This is a genomic window from Zestomonas ipomoeae, assembly GCF_057128665.1.
On record NZ_JBSKHQ010000002.1, the window covers coordinates 424524 to 441435 of the forward strand.

Annotated in this window: 12 protein-coding genes and 1 pseudogene; all 13 read left to right on the plus strand. The window is 67.7% G+C overall.

The window, feature by feature from the left end:
* The first annotated feature begins 1 nt into the window (after window position 1).
* The 13 genes and pseudogenes from tssE (at window position 2) to ACWKV7_RS05675 (ending at window position 16817) form a co-directional block, all read left to right on the plus strand.
* Window positions 2–406: a type VI secretion system baseplate subunit TssE gene (gene tssE / locus ACWKV7_RS05615; protein ID WP_483856662.1), complete on the plus strand. Its 405-nt coding sequence runs from the start codon at window positions 2–4 to the stop codon at window positions 404–406.
* Between the two features lie 67 nt (window positions 407–473).
* Window positions 474–2264, plus strand: coding sequence for a type VI secretion system baseplate subunit TssF (gene tssF, locus ACWKV7_RS05620; RefSeq protein WP_483856663.1), 1791 nt, complete (start codon window positions 474–476; stop codon window positions 2262–2264).
* Window positions 2228–3283 (plus strand): type VI secretion system baseplate subunit TssG, encoded by a 1056-nt coding sequence (gene tssG, locus ACWKV7_RS05625; RefSeq protein ID WP_483856664.1) that lies wholly within the window; start codon window positions 2228–2230, stop codon window positions 3281–3283. Before tssF ends, tssG begins: the two co-directional genes overlap by 37 nt.
* 11 nt (window positions 3284–3294) lie before the next feature.
* On the plus strand, window positions 3295–5901 hold the full coding sequence (tssH, locus tag ACWKV7_RS05630; RefSeq protein WP_483856665.1) for a type VI secretion system ATPase TssH: 2607 nt from the start codon (window positions 3295–3297) through the stop codon (window positions 5899–5901).
* A 10-nt stretch (window positions 5902–5911) separates the two neighbouring features.
* Window positions 5912–7405 (plus strand): annotated as a pseudogene (locus tag ACWKV7_RS05635) (sigma-54 interaction domain-containing protein); the annotation flags it as partial.
* Between the two features lie 80 nt (window positions 7406–7485).
* Window positions 7486–7623 (plus strand): type VI secretion protein, encoded by a 138-nt coding sequence (locus ACWKV7_RS05640; protein ID WP_483856666.1) that lies wholly within the window; start codon window positions 7486–7488, stop codon window positions 7621–7623.
* A 19-nt stretch (window positions 7624–7642) separates the two neighbouring features.
* On the plus strand, window positions 7643–8836 hold the full coding sequence (gene tagH, locus ACWKV7_RS05645) for a type VI secretion system-associated FHA domain protein TagH (RefSeq protein ID WP_483856667.1): 1194 nt from the start codon (window positions 7643–7645) through the stop codon (window positions 8834–8836).
* A 5-nt stretch (window positions 8837–8841) separates the two neighbouring features.
* Window positions 8842–9324 (plus strand): type VI secretion system lipoprotein TssJ, encoded by a 483-nt coding sequence (tssJ, locus tag ACWKV7_RS05650; RefSeq protein WP_483856668.1) that lies wholly within the window; start codon window positions 8842–8844, stop codon window positions 9322–9324.
* Window positions 9325–9326: 2 nt separating this feature from the next.
* Entirely contained in the window at window positions 9327–10658 is a 1332-nt protein-coding gene (gene tssK, locus ACWKV7_RS05655) for a type VI secretion system baseplate subunit TssK (RefSeq protein WP_483856669.1), read from the plus strand.
* 2 nt (window positions 10659–10660) lie between these two features.
* Window positions 10661–11533, plus strand: coding sequence for a type IVB secretion system protein IcmH/DotU (gene icmH / locus ACWKV7_RS05660; protein WP_483856670.1), 873 nt, complete (start codon window positions 10661–10663; stop codon window positions 11531–11533).
* A gap of 16 nt (window positions 11534–11549) precedes the next feature.
* Complete coding sequence (gene tssM, locus ACWKV7_RS05665) at window positions 11550–15089, plus strand: type VI secretion system membrane subunit TssM (RefSeq protein WP_483856671.1); 3540 nt, start codon at window positions 11550–11552, stop codon at window positions 15087–15089.
* Complete coding sequence (locus tag ACWKV7_RS05670; protein ID WP_483856672.1) at window positions 15089–15820, plus strand: PP2C family protein-serine/threonine phosphatase; 732 nt, start codon at window positions 15089–15091, stop codon at window positions 15818–15820. The genes tssM and ACWKV7_RS05670 overlap by 1 nt, the downstream gene beginning before the upstream one ends.
* A gap of 10 nt (window positions 15821–15830) precedes the next feature.
* Window positions 15831–16817: a serine/threonine-protein kinase gene (locus ACWKV7_RS05675; RefSeq protein WP_483856673.1), complete on the plus strand. Its 987-nt coding sequence runs from the start codon at window positions 15831–15833 to the stop codon at window positions 16815–16817.
* The last annotated feature ends 95 nt before the right edge of the window (window positions 16818–16912 follow it).

Below are 16912 nucleotides of genomic sequence, written 5' to 3' on the forward strand. Positions count from 1 at the left end.
CATGGCCTACGGCAGCCTGTTCGAACGTCTCGGTGGCGAAGCCGACCAGCGTGCTGGTTGGAGTCGCGAAGTCGCCGCGATGGCCTCGGTGGCTGCCCATCTGGCCAAGATGCTCAGCACCCGTGCGGGCAGCGTGCAAACGCTGCCCGACTACGGGTTGCCCGATTTGAACGACATGCGCCTGTCGCTGCACGACTCGCTGCAGCAGGCGCGTGCCGCCATCGAACGCTTCATCGAAGCGTACGAGCCGCGTTTGTCCCAGGTGCGCGTGGTGTCGTTGCCGCGCGACCACGATCCGCTGACCCTGTCCTTCGCCATCGAAGGGCTGCTGGAGGTGGACGGTTTCAAACGCCAAGTGAGTTTCTCCGCACGCCTGGATGGCAGCGGACAAGTGAAGGTCCAATAAGGAAATCCCCGATGTCCGCCAAACCTGCCGTCCAGCTCGACGCCCCCACCACAGGGACGGTCCGCTGATGTCCTTCAATCACTACTACCAGAGCGAACTCACCGCCCTGCGCCAGCTCGGCAAACGCTTCGCCGAGCGCAGCCCGGCGCTGGCGCCGTTCCTCGGCCAGAGCGGGCGCGACCCGGATGTCGAGCGCCTGCTGGAGGGCTTTGCCTTTCTCACCGGACGCCTGCGGCAAAAGCTCGACGACGAGTTGCCGGAGCTGACCCACTCGCTGATGAACCTGTTGTGGCCGAACTACATGCGCCCGCTGCCGGCGTTCAGCATGCTGCAGTTCGACCCGCTCAAGCGTCCCGGTCCGGCCTTGCCGGTACCGCGCCACACACCGGTGGAGTCCAAGCCGATCCAGGGCATGACCTGCCGCTTCCGCACGGCCTTCGCCACCGAGGTGCTGCCGCTGGCGCTCAACGGCCTGGACTATTCGGTGAAGGGCGACGGCGCGCTGCTCAGCCTGCGCCTGGGCATGACCGCCGACGGCCACCTCGGCGAGCTGAAGCTCAAGCAACTGCGCCTGCACCTGGCCGGCGAACGCTATATCAGCCAGTTGCTCTACCTCGGCCTGCTGCGCCACCTGGGCGGGATCCAGATGGTGCTGCTGGACGACGGCGGCAAGCCGCTGCACGACAGCTACGGCCAGCCGATCCCGCCGCTGTCGCTGGCCGCCAGCCAAGTCCAGCCGGTGGGCTTCGCCGAGGACGAGGCGCTGATCCCTTATCCGCTGAACACCTTCCGCGGCTATCGCTACCTGCAGGAATACTTCGCCTTCCAGGAGAAATTCCTGTTCGTCGACCTCAAGGGCCTCGACGCGCTCAATCGCCTGCCGGAAGACCTGCTCAAGCAGGCCCGCGGCCTGGAGCTGCGCTTCGATATCCACAAGGCCGGCGTACAACGCATCCGCCCGACCCTGGACAACGTGCGCCTGTACTGCACGCCGGTGGTCAACCTGTTCGCCCACGACGCCACGCCGATCCGCCTGGACGGCAAGCAGGACCAGTACCTGCTGCTGCCGGCCGAGTTCGACTCGCAGCACTGCGGGGTGTTCTCGGTGGACCGGGTGATCGGCTGGAAGCCAGGCGGCAAGGGCTACGAGGAATACGTGCCGTTCGAGTCGTTCGAGCACGACCCCAGCTTCGACGTGCCGCTGGCCCGCCCGCACTACAGCGTGCGCCAGCAACCCTCGCTGCTCGGCGACGGCCTGGAGACCTACCTGAGCTTCGGCCTGCGCAACCTGGAGCAGCACGAGACCCTGTCCATCGAGCTGACCTGCACCAACCAGAACCTGCCGCGCCAGCTGCACCTGGGCGATATCTGCATGCCCAGCGAGGACACCCCGGAATTCCTCAGCTTCCGCAACATCAGCGCGGTGACGCCGAGCTATGCGCCACCGCTGCACCGCGACTTCCTCTGGAAGCTGATCAGCAACATGTCGCTGAACTACCTGTCGCTGGCCAACGTCGAGGCGCTCAAGGTGATCCTCGAGACCTACGACCTGCCGCGCTACTACGACCAGCACGCGGAGAAGGTCAGCAAACGCCTGCTCGGCGGGTTGAAGAAAATCGGCCACCAGCACGTCGACCGCCTGCACCGCGGGCTGCCGGTGCGCGGCGTGCGCACCGAGATGCTGATGGACCCCGAGGGTTACCTGGGCGAGGGCGACCTGTTCCTCTTCGCCTCGGTACTCAATGAATTTTTCGCGCTCTACGCCAGCCTCAACTCGTATCACGAGCTGGTGGTCAGGAGCACACAGGGAGAGGTGTACCAATGGACGCCGCGCATGGGGCAACAGCCCCTGCTCTGACCCGGCTCAGCCGGGGCATCCGCGAGTACAGCCTGTTCCAGGGTGTGCTGCTGGTGCTGGACCGCTTGCAGGCCGCCCATCCCGAACTGGATGAGGAGGCGCTGTACCAGCGCCTGGAATTCCAGGCCAACCCGAGCCTGGGCTTCCCCGGCAGCGATATCGATCGCGTGCAGTTCTTCGAAGAGCACGGCGAACTGCGCGCGCGCCTGCGCATCAACCTGGTGAGCCTGTTCGGCGCCGGCTCGCCGTTGCCGGCCTTCTATGCCGACCAGGCGCTGGGCGACAGTGTCGAAGGCAACCCGACCCGCGACTTCCTCGATCTGTTCAACAACCGCCTGCAGCGCCTGTTGCTGCCGATCTGGCAGAAATACCGCTATCGCACGCGTTTTCGCAGCGGCGCGCTGGACCCCTTCTCCGCCCAGCTGTTCGCCCTGATCGGCCTCGGCGGCGAGACCATTCGCCAGGCCGAGGAGCTGAACTGGAAGCGCCTGCTGCCGTACCTCGGCCTGCTCAGCCTGCGCGCCCACTCGGCGGCGCTGATCGAGTCGGTGCTGCGCTACTACTTCAAGCACGCCGAGCTGTTCATCGAACAGTGCCTGGAGCGCCAGGTGGAAATCCTCGCCGAACAGCGCAACCGCCTGGGCCTGGGCAACAGCCAGCTGGGCGAAAGCCTGGTGCTCGGCGAGCGGGTGCGCGACCGCGGCGGCAAGTTCCGCATCCATATCCGCCAGCTCAGCTGGGACCGTTTTCATGAATTCCTGCCGATCGGCACGGGTTACCAGCCGCTCTGCGCGCTGGTGCGCTTCACCCTGCGCGATCCGCTGGACTATGACATCCGCCTGGAACTGCGGCAGGACGAAATCCGCGACCTGCGCATCGGCGAAGAAAACCCCTGCCGCCTCGGTTGGACCAGCTGGCTCGGCCGCGAGAACGCCGACGGCCTGGTAACCCTGGGCAGCGCCAGAAGCGCGCCCACCGAGCAGACCCGGCTCATCAACCATGGATCAAGCGCCCATTAAGGACCGATGAAATGATCAACGTCGATTTACAACAACTGGTACAGGCCCTGGACGCCGCCACCCGCCGCGACCTGGAAACCGCCGCCGAGCGCTGCGTGATCCGTGGCGGCAGCAAGATCCTGGTGGAAGACCTGCTGCTCGGCCTGCTGGAGCGCCCGGAGGGGCTGCTCGGCCGCGCCCTGCAGGACGCCGAGGTGGAACCCGGCGAGCTGGCTCGCGCCCTGCAACCGCGCGGCGAGCACAGCGAATCGCGCAACCCGGTGTTCTCCACCGAACTGGTGCAATGGCTGCAGGACGCCCTGCTGGTGGCCAACCTGGAGCTCGGCCAGAGCCAGGTCGACCAGGCCGCGCTGATCCTCGCCCTGCTGCGCAACCCGCTGCGCTACGCCGGCAGCCACTACCAGCCGTTGCTGGCCAAGCTCAACGCCGAGCGCCTGCGCGACTTCGCCGTGGCCCAGCAGCCGCAGGAAGCCGCCGGCAAAGCCGCGGCGAGCGGCGAATCGAACCTCAAGCGCTTCACCCACAACTTCACCCAACAGGCCCGCGACGGCAAGCTCGATCCGGTGTTGTGCCGCGACGCGGCGATCCGCCAGATGATCGACATCCTCGCCCGTCGGCGGAAGAACAATCCGATCGTGGTCGGCGAGGCCGGGGTCGGCAAGACCGCCATCGTCGAAGGCCTGGCCCTGCGCATCGCCACCGGCGAAGTGCCGGACGTGCTCAAGGGCGTCGAGCTGCTGTGCCTGGACCTCGGCCTGCTGCAGGCCGGCGCCAGCGTCAAGGGCGAGTTCGAGCGTCGCCTGCAAGGCGTGATCGACGAGGTCAAGGGCTCGCCCAAGCCGATCATCCTGTTCATCGACGAAGCCCACACCCTGATCGGTGCTGGCGGCCAGGCCGGCAGCGGCGACGCCGCCAACCTGCTCAAGCCGGCCCTGGCGCGCGGCGAGCTGCGCACCATCGCCGCCACCACCTGGAGCGAGTACAAGAAGTACTTCGAGAAAGACCCGGCCCTGGCCCGGCGCTTCCAGCCGGTGCAACTGCACGAACCCACCGTCGGCGAGGCGGTGACCATCCTGCGCGGCCTGGCCCCGGTCTACGAAAAGAGCCACGGCATCTACCTGCGCGACGACGCGGTGGTCGCCGCCGCCGAGCTGTCGGCGCGCTACCTGGCCGGCCGCCAGTTGCCCGATAAAGCAGTGGATGTGCTCGACACCGCCTGCGCCCGCGTGCGCATCAGCCTGGCCGCCGCGCCGGAAGCCCTGGAGCGCCTGCGCGGCGAGATCGCCGAAGGCGAGCGCCAGCGCGAAGCGGTGCGCCGCGACCTGGACGCCGGCCTGAAGATCGACACCGAGGCCCTGGCCCAGCTGGAAACCCGCCTGGGCGAGGCCCGCGCCGAACTGGAACAGCTGGAAACCCGCTGGAGCATCCAGCGCTCCCTGGCCGAGCGCCTGCTCGACCTGCGCAAGCAATGCGCCAGCGCGCGCCAGGCGCCGGCTACAACGGAGGCCGAAGCAGGCGAGGATCAGCCGACCCTGGAGCAACTGGAAGCCGAGCTGCGCAACACCCAGGCCGAGCTGGCCGGCGCCCAGGCCGACGAGCGCCTGGTCAGCCATGAGGTCTGCCCGCGCCTGGTCGCCGAGGTGATCAGTCACTGGACCGGCGTGCCACTGTCGCAGCTGGCCCGCGAGCACAACAGCAAGGTGACCACCTTCGCCGCCGACCTGCGCCAGCGCGTGCGCGGCCAGGAGCAGGCCATCGCCGCGCTGGACAAGGCCATGCGCGCCACCGCCGCCGGCCTGAACAAGCCCGACGCGCCGGTCGGCGTGTTCCTGCTGGTCGGCCCCAGCGGCGTCGGCAAGACCGAGACCGCCCTGGCCCTGGCCGACCTGCTGTACGGCGGCGAGCGCTTCCTCACCACCATCAACATGTCCGAGTTCCAGGAGAAGCACACCGTCTCCCGCCTGATCGGCGCCCCGCCCGGCTACGTCGGCTACGGCGAGGGCGGCATGCTCACCGAGGCGGTGCGGCAGAAGCCCTACTCGGTGGTGCTGCTCGACGAGGTGGAGAAGGCCGACCCGGACGTGATGAACGTCTTCTACCAGATCTTCGACAAGGGCGTGGCCAACGACGGCGAAGGGCGCGAGATCAACTTCCGCAACACGCTGATCCTGATGACCAGCAACCTCGCCAGCGAGCGCATCGCCAACCTCTGCCAGGGCGGCCAGCGCCCGGCGGCGGAAGACCTGGAACTGGCCATTCGCCCGGCGCTGTCGCAGCACTTCAAGCCCGCCCTGCTCGGCCGCATGCGCGTGGTGCCCTACTACCCGGTGGACGGCGAGGTGCTGCGCGAGCTGGTCGGCCTCAAGCTGGCCCGCTTCGGCGAGCGCCTGGCCCGCCGCCAGCTCGCCTTCAGCCACTGCGACGCGCTGGTGGACAACCTTGCCGAGCGCTGCACCCACAGCGACAGCGGCGCGCGGCTGATCGATCACCTGATCGACCAGCACCTGCAGCCGCTGGTGGTCGACCGCCTGCTGGATGCCATGGCGGCCGGCGAATCCCTGCAACGCGTGCACGCCACCCTTGACGGCGAAGGGTCGGTGGTCTGTGAGTTTGCCTAAGGTGCCGCCGATGTTCGCCCAGGTCCCGCAGCCGCTGCGCTACGCCGAGGCCCTGCTGGCACGCTACGCCAGCCTGGCCCGCGCCGCCGATGGCGCCGGCCTGCTCGGCGGCCTGGTGGAGGCCGCCGCGCAGCTGTCCACCTGCGAACTCAGCCAGTTGTATCTGCTGGACGAGACCCACACCCGCCTGACGCTCTGCGCCGAGTGGCTGGATGGCCTGCTGCAGCCGCGCGAAGCCGCCAGCCTGCCGAGCGACTATGACGGCGAGCAACTGCTGCAGTACTGCCTGTGCCAGAACCGCGTGCTGAGCCTCGCCGAACTCGACCTCAGCCTGCACGAAACCGCCTTCCTGCCCAGTGCCCATGCCTGGCGCAGCCTGCTGTGCCTGCCGCTGCTGGATGCCGAAGGCCACGTCAACGGCCTGCTGCTGATCGCCAGCAGTGTGCCGCGCGAACTGGAGGGTTTCGCCGCCTCCCTCGGCCACCTCGGTGCCTTCGTCGTCGCCCAGCTGCAGCGCTTGCGCAGCCTGCGCTCGACCTACGCGCCGAGCGAAACCGTCCTGGCCGCCAGCGCACCGGCCAGCAGCGGCTACGGCCTGATCGGCGACAGCCCGCGCATGCGCTCGGTCTACCAACTGATCGGCAAGGTCCTGCACAGCCCGGTGAACGTGCTGCTCACCGGCGAAACCGGCACCGGCAAGGAGCTGGTGGCCCGTGCCATCCACGATTGCGGCCTGCGCCGCAGCCAGGCTTTCGTCGTGCAGAACTGCGCCTCGCTGCCGGAAAACCTGCTGGAAAGCGAGCTGTTCGGCTACCGCAAGGGCGCCTTCACCGGTGCCGAGCGCGACCGTGCCGGTCTGTTCGGCGCGGCCGATGGCGGCACGCTGTTCCTCGACGAGATCGGCGACATGCCGCTGTCGCTGCAGGCCAAGCTGCTGCGCGTGCTGCAGGAAGGCGAAGTACGCCCGCTGGGCAGCACGGAGACCCACAAGGTCGACGTGCGCATCCTCGCCGCCACCCATCGCGACCTGCGCGCCCTGGTGGAAGACGGCCGTTTCCGCGAGGACCTGTACTACCGGCTGTCGCACTTCCCCATCGAGCTGCCGCCGCTGCGCGAGCGCGGCGAGGACATCCTGACCCTCGCCCGGCATTTCGCCGAGAAGGCCAGCAGCTTCCTGCAGCGCGACCTGTGCCGCTGGTCCGACGCGGCCCTCGACTGCCTCGCCGGCTACGCCTTCCCCGGCAACGTGCGCGAGCTCAAGGGTCTGGTGGAGCGCGCCGTGCTGCTCTGCGAAGGCGGCGAGCTGCTGCCCGAACACTTCAGCCTGCGCCACGACCTGCTCTCGGGCGACGGCCCGCTGACCCTGCGCGAACGCATGGACCGGCTCGAGCGCAACCTGCTGCTGGACTGCCTGCGCAAGAACCGCGGCAACCAGACCAACGCCGCCAACGAGCTGGGGCTGCCGCGCCGCACCCTGCTCTATCGCATGCGCCGACTCAACATCCACACCACCGAGCGCGCCGCCAGCGAGCCGCTGCTCGATGCCACCCCCGACACCCTATCCACCGACAAGAGGCCCACCGAATGCTAAAGCGCCATTGGCCCACCACCGCCCTGCTGGCCCTCGTCCTGGCCCTGGCCGGCTGCACCGGCAACTACAAATTCAGCGACGACGAATACCGTCCCCTCGGCGAGCCCGAAACGGTCAACCGCGGCAAGTAACCGCAAGGAGCAAACTTCAATGGAACTGGTCTTCGATGTGGTCAGCGCACAGCAATTCGTGCCGGGGCTGTTGACCACCAAGAGCTTCAAGCAGGCCGGCGGTGTGATTGGCCGTGCCGAGGACTGCGACTGGGTGATTCCCGACCGCAAGCGCGTGCTATCCAGCCGCCACGCCCAGGTCAGCTATCGCGACGGCGCCTTCTACCTGACCGACACCAGCAGCAACGGTATCCAGCTCAAGGACAGCGGCGCCGCCCTGACCAAGGGCCGCCCGCAGCGCATCGAGCATGGCAGCGTGTATTGCCTGGGCGACTTCGAGATCCGCGCCCGGCTGATCCAGGACCCGGCCATGTTCGAAGGCGATATCGGCCGTCCGCAGGCCGCCGGCAGCATCATCCCGGACGACGCCTTCCTCGACCTCGACCCGCTCACCGCACTCGACCAGCAGGAGCGCATCTACGCCCAGGCGGACGACCTTACCGCGTTGATCACCCCGCGCCACACACCGTCGCAACAGCGCGACTACGCGCAGATCGACGAGGAAAACCTGCTGGTGCCGGAACTGGTGCAACCCACCCCGCCACCCGCGGCCAAGCCCGAGCCGGCGCCCAAGCGCCTGCCCCCGACCTTCTGGGAAAAATTCGGCGACGCCCTCGGAGTCAAGCTCGACGACCTCGACGACGACGCCCGCGAAGCCCTGGCGCTGAACGCCGCCAAGCTGCTCAAGCAGAGTGTCGGCAGCCTGCAGCAGACCCTGCGCACCCGCAGCGAGCTGAAGAACGAGATGCGCCTGGCGCTGACCACCGTGCAGAGCGCCGGCAACAACCCGCTCAAGCACAGCACCGACGCCGGCGAGGCCCTGGGCATCCTGCTGCGCGGCGGCAAACCCGGCCAGCTGCCCGCCGAACAGGCCATGAGCCGCGCCTACCGCGACCTGCAGGCGCACCAGGTGGCCCTGCTCGCCGCCAGCCGCGCGGCGGTCAAGAGCGTGCTCGAACAGCTCTCGCCGCAACAACTGGCGCTGCGCTTCGAGCGCGAGAACAAGCCGCTGATTTCCACCGCTGGCAGCCGCTGGCGCGCCTATCGGCGCCTGCACGATGCCATGCAGCGCGACGACGACTGGGGCGAGCGGCTGTTTGCCCGCGATTTCGCCCATGCCTACGAAGAACAGGTGCGCCTGATCGCCACCCTCAACACCGACCTGCAAGGATGATCGCCATGCCTCGCCTTCTCACCCTGGCCCTGCTCGCCACGCTGTCCGTGCTCGGCGGCTGCTCGGCGCTCTCGCCCTACTCGCACATGACCAAGCTCGACCTGGCCCTGGCCGGCAGCGACAGGCTCAACCCCGATCTCAACGGTCGGCCGTCGCCGATCGTGGTGCGCCTGGTCGAACTCAAGCACCCGGTGGCCTTCACCAGCGCCGACTTCTTCAGCCTCTACCAGCGCCCGAAAGAAGCCCTGTCCCCGGACCTGGTGGCCCAGGAAGAACTCGAACTGCGCCCTGGCGAACGCCGCGAACTGAAACTCTCGGTACAGGGAGGCAGCCGCTACGTCGGTGTGCTCGCCGCCTACCGCGACCTGCCGGAGGCCAACTGGCGCTTCGTCATTCCGCTGGAAGAAGAGGAACGCACGCGCATCGAGCTGAGCCTCGACGAGCGCGGCATTCGCGATCTGGCGGCTACCGCCAAGGATGGGGAATAAGCATGACCATGCATAAAGTGGTCTGGCAGGAAGGCATGCTGCTGCGTCCGCAGCACTTCCAGCAGAACGACCGTTACTACGACTACCAGCTCAAGACCCGCACGCAGAAGCTGGACAGCTACGCCTGGGGCTTCTTCGGCCTGGAGATCGACCGGCAGTTCCTCAACATGGGCAAGCTGGTGGTCAGCCAGGCCGCCGGCATCCTGCCCGACGGCACCCTGTTCGACATCGGTGCCGAGCGCGAGCCGCTGGCCCTCGACGTGCCGCCGAACACCAGCAACGTGCCGGTCTACCTGGCCCTGCCGCTGGTCACCGGCAACCACATCGAGAGCCGCCGCCTGGAGCAGAAGGACGTGCTGTCGCGCTACGTCGCCTTCGACGAGGAAGTCGCCGACTCCAACGCCGGCGACAGCAGCGCCAGCCAGGTCAGCACCGGCCGCCCGGATTTCCGCCTGCTGCTCGGCGAGCAGCAGAGCGACCAGGCCTACGTGAAGCTGAAGCTCTGCGACGTGCTGGATACCACGCCCGACGGCGTGATCAGCCTCGACCCGGAATTCATCCCCACCTTCGTGCACTTCCACGCCAGCGGCTACCTGCTGTCCTGCCTGAAGGAAGTGATCAGCATGCTCGCCCACCGGGGCGACATCCTCGCCGAGCGCATCCGCGCCACCGGCAAGGTCGGCGGCGCCGAAGTCGGCGACTTCATGATGCTGCAGCTGATCAACCGCTACGAACCGATGCTGCGCCACAACCTCGGCCTGGAGCAGGTGCATCCGGAACAGATCTACCGCGAACTGCTCGGCCTGCTCGGCGAACTGGCGACCTTCGCCAGCGAAACCAAACGCCCGCGCCTGGACAGCCGCTACCTGCACAGCGACCAGGGCCTGAGCTTCCGCAAGCTGATGGACGCGATCCGCCAGGTGCTGTCGATGGTGCTCGAGCAGCACGCCATCGAGTTGCTGCTGCAGCAGCGCCAATACGGTATCCAGGTGTCGCCGCTGCACGACCACAAGCTGCTCGGCTCGGCCTCCTTCGTGCTCGCCGCCAGCGCCCAGTGCGACTCGGAAGAGCTGCGCACGCGCCTGCCGGCACACCTCAAGATCGGCCCGGTGGAGCGCATCCGCCAACTGGTCAACCTGCACCTGCCGGGGATCAAGGTCAAACCGCTGCCGGTGGCGCCGCGGCAGATCCCGTTCCACTCCGGCAAGACCTATTTCGCCTTGGAGCTCACCTCCGAGGAACTGGCGCAGCTGGAAGGCTCCGGCGGCTTCGCCTTCCACGTGTCCGGGGAGTTCTCCGGGCTTGAGCTGAAATTCTGGGCGATCAGGAACTGACTATGAGCACCAAGGAAATGGAATACGGCCAGGATGACAAGACCGTCATCCTCAACCGCCATGGCGAAGCGCCGGCACACAGTCCGCTGACCGATTTCGCCGCCGCGCCGAAGTTCGAGCAACTGGAAGAGCGCATGATCTACGCCGCCCGGCTGCGCCCGGCGGAAACCTTCAACATCAGCCTCAACCCGCTGGTGGCCGCGGCTTCTTCGCTGCTCTCGGAAGTGGTGCGGCTCAAGCACAGTTTCGAGGCCGAAGACCTGCATGCGCTGAACCAGCGCCTGTCCAGCGCCATCAAGCTGTTCGAGCACCGCGCCCTGCACGACGGCGCCGAGAGCAGCCAGGTGATGGCCGCACGCTACGTGCTCTGCACCGTGGTCGACGAGGCGGTGGTGACCACGCCCTGGGGCAACGAGAGCGAGTGGTCGCAGATGAGCCTGCTGTCCTCCTTCCATAACGAGACCTTCGGCGGTGAGAAGTTCTTCCAGCTGCTCGAGCGGCTGTCGCGCAACCCGGTCAAGCACCTGCCAATGCTGGAGCTGATGTACCTGTGCCTGTCGCTGGGCTTCGAGGGCAAGTACCGCGTGCTGCCGCGCGGCATGCTCGAGCTGGAAGCGGTGCGCGACAGCCTGTACCGGCAGATCCGCCAGTTGCGTGGCGACGTGCCGCGGGAGATCTCGCCGCACTGGCAGGGCCTGAAGGACACCCGCCGGCGCCTGGTGCGCATCGTGCCGTGGTGGCTGGTGGCGCTGTTCACCCTGATGTGCCTGGCGATGATGTACGCCGGCTTCGCCTGGGTGCTCGACGAACAGCGCGAGACCGTTCTGCAACCGTATCAGGCGCTCGATTCGAACGCGCTCGATCCTCAGCCGTAAGCAGGGAAGACAAGAGATGAAAGGTTTCTTCGCCAAACTCGGCGCCTTTTTCCGCAAGACCTGGGTCTGGAGCCTGTGCCTGGTACTGGTGCTGGCCCTGGTGATCTGGTTCGCCGGCCCGCTGCTGGCGGTCAACGACTACAAGTTCTGGGAGTCGGCCACCAGCCGCCTGCTCAGCATCAGCCTGCTGTTCCTGCTCTGGGGCCTGGCGATGGTCTTCGCCAGTTGGAAGGCCACCGCCCGCAAGAAGGCCGAAGAGAAGGATGAAGTGGCCCAGGAACGCCTGCGCCGCGAAGGCCTGATCAGCGAGGAGCAGCTCGAACTGCGCAATCGCTTCAAGGAAGCCCTGCGCACCCTGCGCCGCTCCGACCTCTATCGTGGCCGCAGCGAGCGCTGGCGCAACGATTTGCCCTGGTACCTGCTGCTCGGCCCGCAGGGCAGCGGCAAGACCAGCCTGCTGGACTTCTCCGGCCTGGACTTCCCGCTCAACCGCGGCGACAACCAGCGCCTGACCAAGGACGTCTCCGGCACCCGCTATGCCGACTGGTACTTCGCCGACCACGCCGTGCTGATCGACACCGCCGGCCGTTACCTGACCCAGCCGGACCCGCAGGTCGACGCCAATGCCTGGCAGACCCTGCTCGGCCTGCTGCGCAAGCGCCGTGCCCGCCCGCTCAACGGCGTGCTGGTGAACATCCCGGTGGAGCAACTGACCGAGGGCAGCGAGGCCGAGCTGGAAAACCTGGCCCGCCAGACCCGCCAGCGCCTGCACGAGATCCACCAGCGCCTGGGCGCCGACGTGCCGGTCTACCTGGTACTGAGCAAGGCCGACAAGGTGCTCGGTTTCGAAGAGTTCTTCGACCAGCTGTCCCGCGAGGAAAGCGACCAGGTACTCGGCGCCAGCTTCCGCAAGGAGCAGAACGGCACCGACATCAACGTCATCCGTCAGGAATTCGAGGAACTGCTGCGCCGCCTGAACAGCCAGGTGATCCTGCGCATGCACCAGGAGCGCGACACCCAGCGCCGCGGCCGCATCCTCGACTTCCCGCACCAGCTCGGCCTGATCGGCGAGCGCCTGTGCCTGTTCACCGAACTGGCCTTCTCCGGCAACCGCTACCAGCGCGCCAGCCAGTTGCGCGGCTTCTACCTGACCAGCGCACCGCACCTGACCGAACAGCTCGACCCGGACACCGCCGGCCTGGGCCGCAACCTCGGCCTGTCGCGCAGCGCCCTGCCGATGTTCCGCAGTGGTCGCGCACGCTTCATCAACCACCTGCTGAGCCGGGTGATCTTCCCCGAGGCGGACCTCGCCGGGCTCGACCAGAAGGAAGTGCGGCGCATCGATTGGGGCCAGCGCGCCCTGTACGCCGGCGCCTTCGCCTGCCTGGCGCTGTTCGGCGTGATCTGGGCCAACGGTTTCTCGGCCAACCATGATCGCCTCGAAGAGCTGCGCGACATCGCCCGCAAGCTGGAGCGCGAGCACAAGTCCATCGCCGCCCAGGACGACGCCCTGCGCACCCTCGCCGCGCTGGACAACAGCTACGCCGCGACCCAGGTATTCCCGCCGGTGGAGGACGTTTCCTACACCCATCGCGGCGGCCTGTACCAGGGCGAGGAGGTCGATCCGACCGTGCACCAGGCCTATCGCCATGAGCTGGAAAACCTGCTGCTGCCGCGCGTTGCCAGTCAGCTGGAAGCGCAGATCCGCGCCAACCTGAACGACCGCGAGCGCCTGCTCAACAGCCTGCGCGCCTACCTGATGCTCAACCTCGAGCAACGCCGCGACGTGCCCTTCCTCAAGGACTGGCTGGCCGCCGACTGGTCGCTGCGCTACGCCGGCAATGCCGTCGCCCAGCAAGGCCTGAACACCCACTTTGCGCGCCTGCTCGACGAATCCTTCGCCCCCTACGCGCTGAACGACCAACTGATCGCCCAGGCCCGCCAGGTGCTGCGCAGCGAATCGCTGGCCAACGTGGTCTACCGCATGCTGCGCGAACAGGCCCGCAGCCTGCCGGACTACCGCCTGAGCCAGCGTCTCGGCCCGCAGGGCGCGCTGTTCGTCGGTTCCGACTACGCCATTCCCGGCTTCTATACCCAGAAGGGCTACCAGAAGTACTACCAGGCCCAGGGCACCGACCTGGTACGCGAGATCCTGCGTGACAACTGGGTGCTCGGCGAAGGCGACAACCTCAGCGCCGCCGACCTCAGCCGCCTGCTGGTGGAAATGGAGCAGCTGTATTTCCGCGACTACGCCAACTACTGGGGCGAAGCCCTCGCGCAGCTGAGCCTGGAGCCGATCGGCAGCGCCAACCAGGGCGCCATGCAACTGGCCGGCCTGACCGCCGCCAACTCGCCGCTGCTGCAACTGCTGGTGGAAATCCGCGACAACACCAAGTTCGCCGGCCTGGCCGAGGCCGCTGAAGGCGCCGGCGACGCCGCCGAAGCCCTGGAAGGCGCCAAGGGCAAGGTCGGTCGCGTAGCCAAGCTGGCCAGCGCCGCCGCCGAGCAGACCCAGGCCGCGCTGGCCAAGAACCTGCCGGATACCGCACGCAAGACCCTGGAACGCCGCTTCGAACCGCTGCACCGCCTGCTCGACGAGAACGGCGGCGCCACCGGCGAACTGGGTGCCACCCTGCAAGCCCTCGACGCTCTGCAGCTGCAACTGGCCGGCCTGGCCCACGCCAGCGCGCCGGAGCAGGCCGCGTTCGAGCTGGCCAAGGCACGCATGGCCGGCCAGCGCGACGCCATCAACCAGGTTCGCAACAGCGCCGCACGGCTGCCACAGCCGGTCGGCAACTGGCTCGGCCTGCTCGCCGAAGACAGCTGGATGCTGGTGCTCAACGATGCCTACCACTACCTGAACCAGCGCTATCGCAACGAGCTGTATGCGGTCTACAAGAGCTCGCTGCGCCAGCGCTATCCGTTCAGCGCCCACAGCGAGAGCGATGTGGCAATCGCCGACTTCCGCGAGTTCTTCAAGGCCCAGGGCGTCGCCGACAGCTTCTTCGATCGCTACCTCAAGCCCTTCGTCAGCGGCAGCGCCGGCGAATACCAGCTGCGTCGGGTCGATGGCCGTGGCCTGCCGCTGTCCCGCGAGTTCCTCGCGCAGATGAGCCACGCGCAGACCATCCGCCGCAGCTTCTTCGCCGAGAACCCGGCCGAGCCGATGATCCGCTTCAAGCTCGAACCCTACTCGCTGGACTCCAGCCTGGGCCGCGCCGACTTCCGCTTCGGCAACCAGCACCTGGAATACCGCCACGGCCCGATCGTGCAGACCGCGTTCGTCTGGCCGGCCGATGCCGACGAAGGTCGCACCAGCCTGGTGGTGGAAGAGCTGGGCGGGCGCAAGGTGGGCATCGAGAAGAACACCGGCCCGTGGTCGTTGTTCCGCCTGCTCGACCTGATGCAGATGGAGTACCACAGCGGTCGCGACGTGCTGATGGTCAAGGCCGACCTCGGCGGCCTGCGCGCCAACTACCTGTTGCACAGCCAGCGCTCGCCGAACCCGTTCGACCTGGCCCTGCTGCGCGACTTCAAGCTGCCGGCGACCCTCTGATGGAGGTCGTTGCCAGCCCCTGGCGCAGCGCTGCGCGCACCGACACCGGCAAGGTGCGGGCGCGCAACGAGGACGCCTTTCTCGACCTGCCGGCGCAGGGTCTCTGGGTGGTCGCCGATGGCATGGGCGGCCATCACAACGGTGCCCTGGCCAGCCGGTTGATCGTCGAAAATCTCGCCGACCTGCCGGCCGCAGGCGACCTGCAGCAGCGCCTGGCATTCGTTCGCCAGTGCCTGCACAACCTCAACCGGCGCCTCGGCCAGGAACTGACGGTGACCGCCGAGCGTCCCGACCCGGTAATCGGCAGCACGGTGGTCGCCCTGCTCGCAGCGGGCGATCGCCTGGCCTGCGTCTGGGCCGGCGACAGCCGCTGCTACCTGTGGCGCGGCGGCCGGCTCTACCAGCTATCGCGCGACCACTCGCTGGTCCAACAACTGATCGACGAGCAGCAGCTCAGCCCGCAGGAAGCCGCCCGTCACCCCGCCGCCCATGCGCTGACCCGCGCCATCGGCGCCAGCGAGGAGCTGAGCCTGGACATCCTCGAACTGAACAGCCTGCCCGGCGATACCTTCCTGCTGTGCAGCGACGGCCTCTACCAGAGCCTCACCCCCGATGCCCTGGGTGCCGCGCTGAACCTGCCGTCGCCGCAACTGGCGCTCACCCGCCTGTTCCAGCAGGCCCTGGACGGTCCCGCGCGCGACAACCTCAGCGCGGTGGTGATCCGCCGCTAAAGGAGTCCCGATGAGCGAAGAACTGCTGGCCGCCGACGAAGCCTCCGACCTGACCTATTTCGCCCTGGCCGCGACCGCTGCCCAGCCAACGGAAACGGCCAAGCCCCTGCGCATCGGCGAACTGCCGGAAGTGCTCGGCGGCCGCTACAAGATCGAACGCCTGCTCGGCGTCGGCGGTATGGGCGCGGTGTACCGTGCCCGCGACCTGCTGCGCGAGCAGTTCGGCGACCCCGACCCTTACGTCGCACTGAAGACCCTCAGCGACGACTTCGCCGAATACCCCGACGCCAACGCCCTGCTCTACAGCGAGTTCGCCCTCACCGCGCGGCTCAGTCACCGGCACGTGGTGCGGCTGTTCGGTTTCGACGTCGACCTGGCCAGCCAGCGCGCCTTCATCACCCTGGAACTGCTCAAGGGCCCGACCCTCGACCAGTTGCTCAGCGAGCGTCCGGAGGGCTTGCCCTGGGAAGAGCTGCGCGAGATCGCCATCCCGCTGCTCGAAGCGCTCACCTATTCCCACAGCCTCGGCGTGCTGCATGGCGATCTGAAGCCAAGCAATGTGATGCTCGCCGACGACGGCCTGCGCCTGTTCGATTATGGTCTCGGGCAACCCGTGGAGGGTGTTCTGCCCGGCCTGCCGCGCATCGCCCGCAACCGTTTCGCGGCCTGGACGCCACGCTACGCGGCACTGGAGCTGCTCGACGGCGCGCCACTGTCCGCCGCCGCCGATGTCTACGCCATCGGTTGCGTGCTCTACGAGCTGTGCAGCGGCCGCCACCCGTTCCGCCGCCTCAGCGCCAAGCAGGCCAAGGCCATGGAGCTGGACAAGGAACTGCAGTGCCCGGAACGCCTGCCGGCGCATTGCTGGCCGGCGCTGCGCACCGCGCTGGCGTTCGACGAGGCGCAACGTCGCATCGACTGCGCCGAGCTGCTGAACACCTTACAGGCCACCCCGCCGACCCGCCTGCAACGCTGGTTGCGGCGGGCCAATGGATGACCGCTTTCGCAAGGATATCGCCATGTTCAACCCGGCCAATGAAACCCACTTCAGCCTGCGCATCGAAGGCACCGAGCACGACCTGCAGGTGCTCG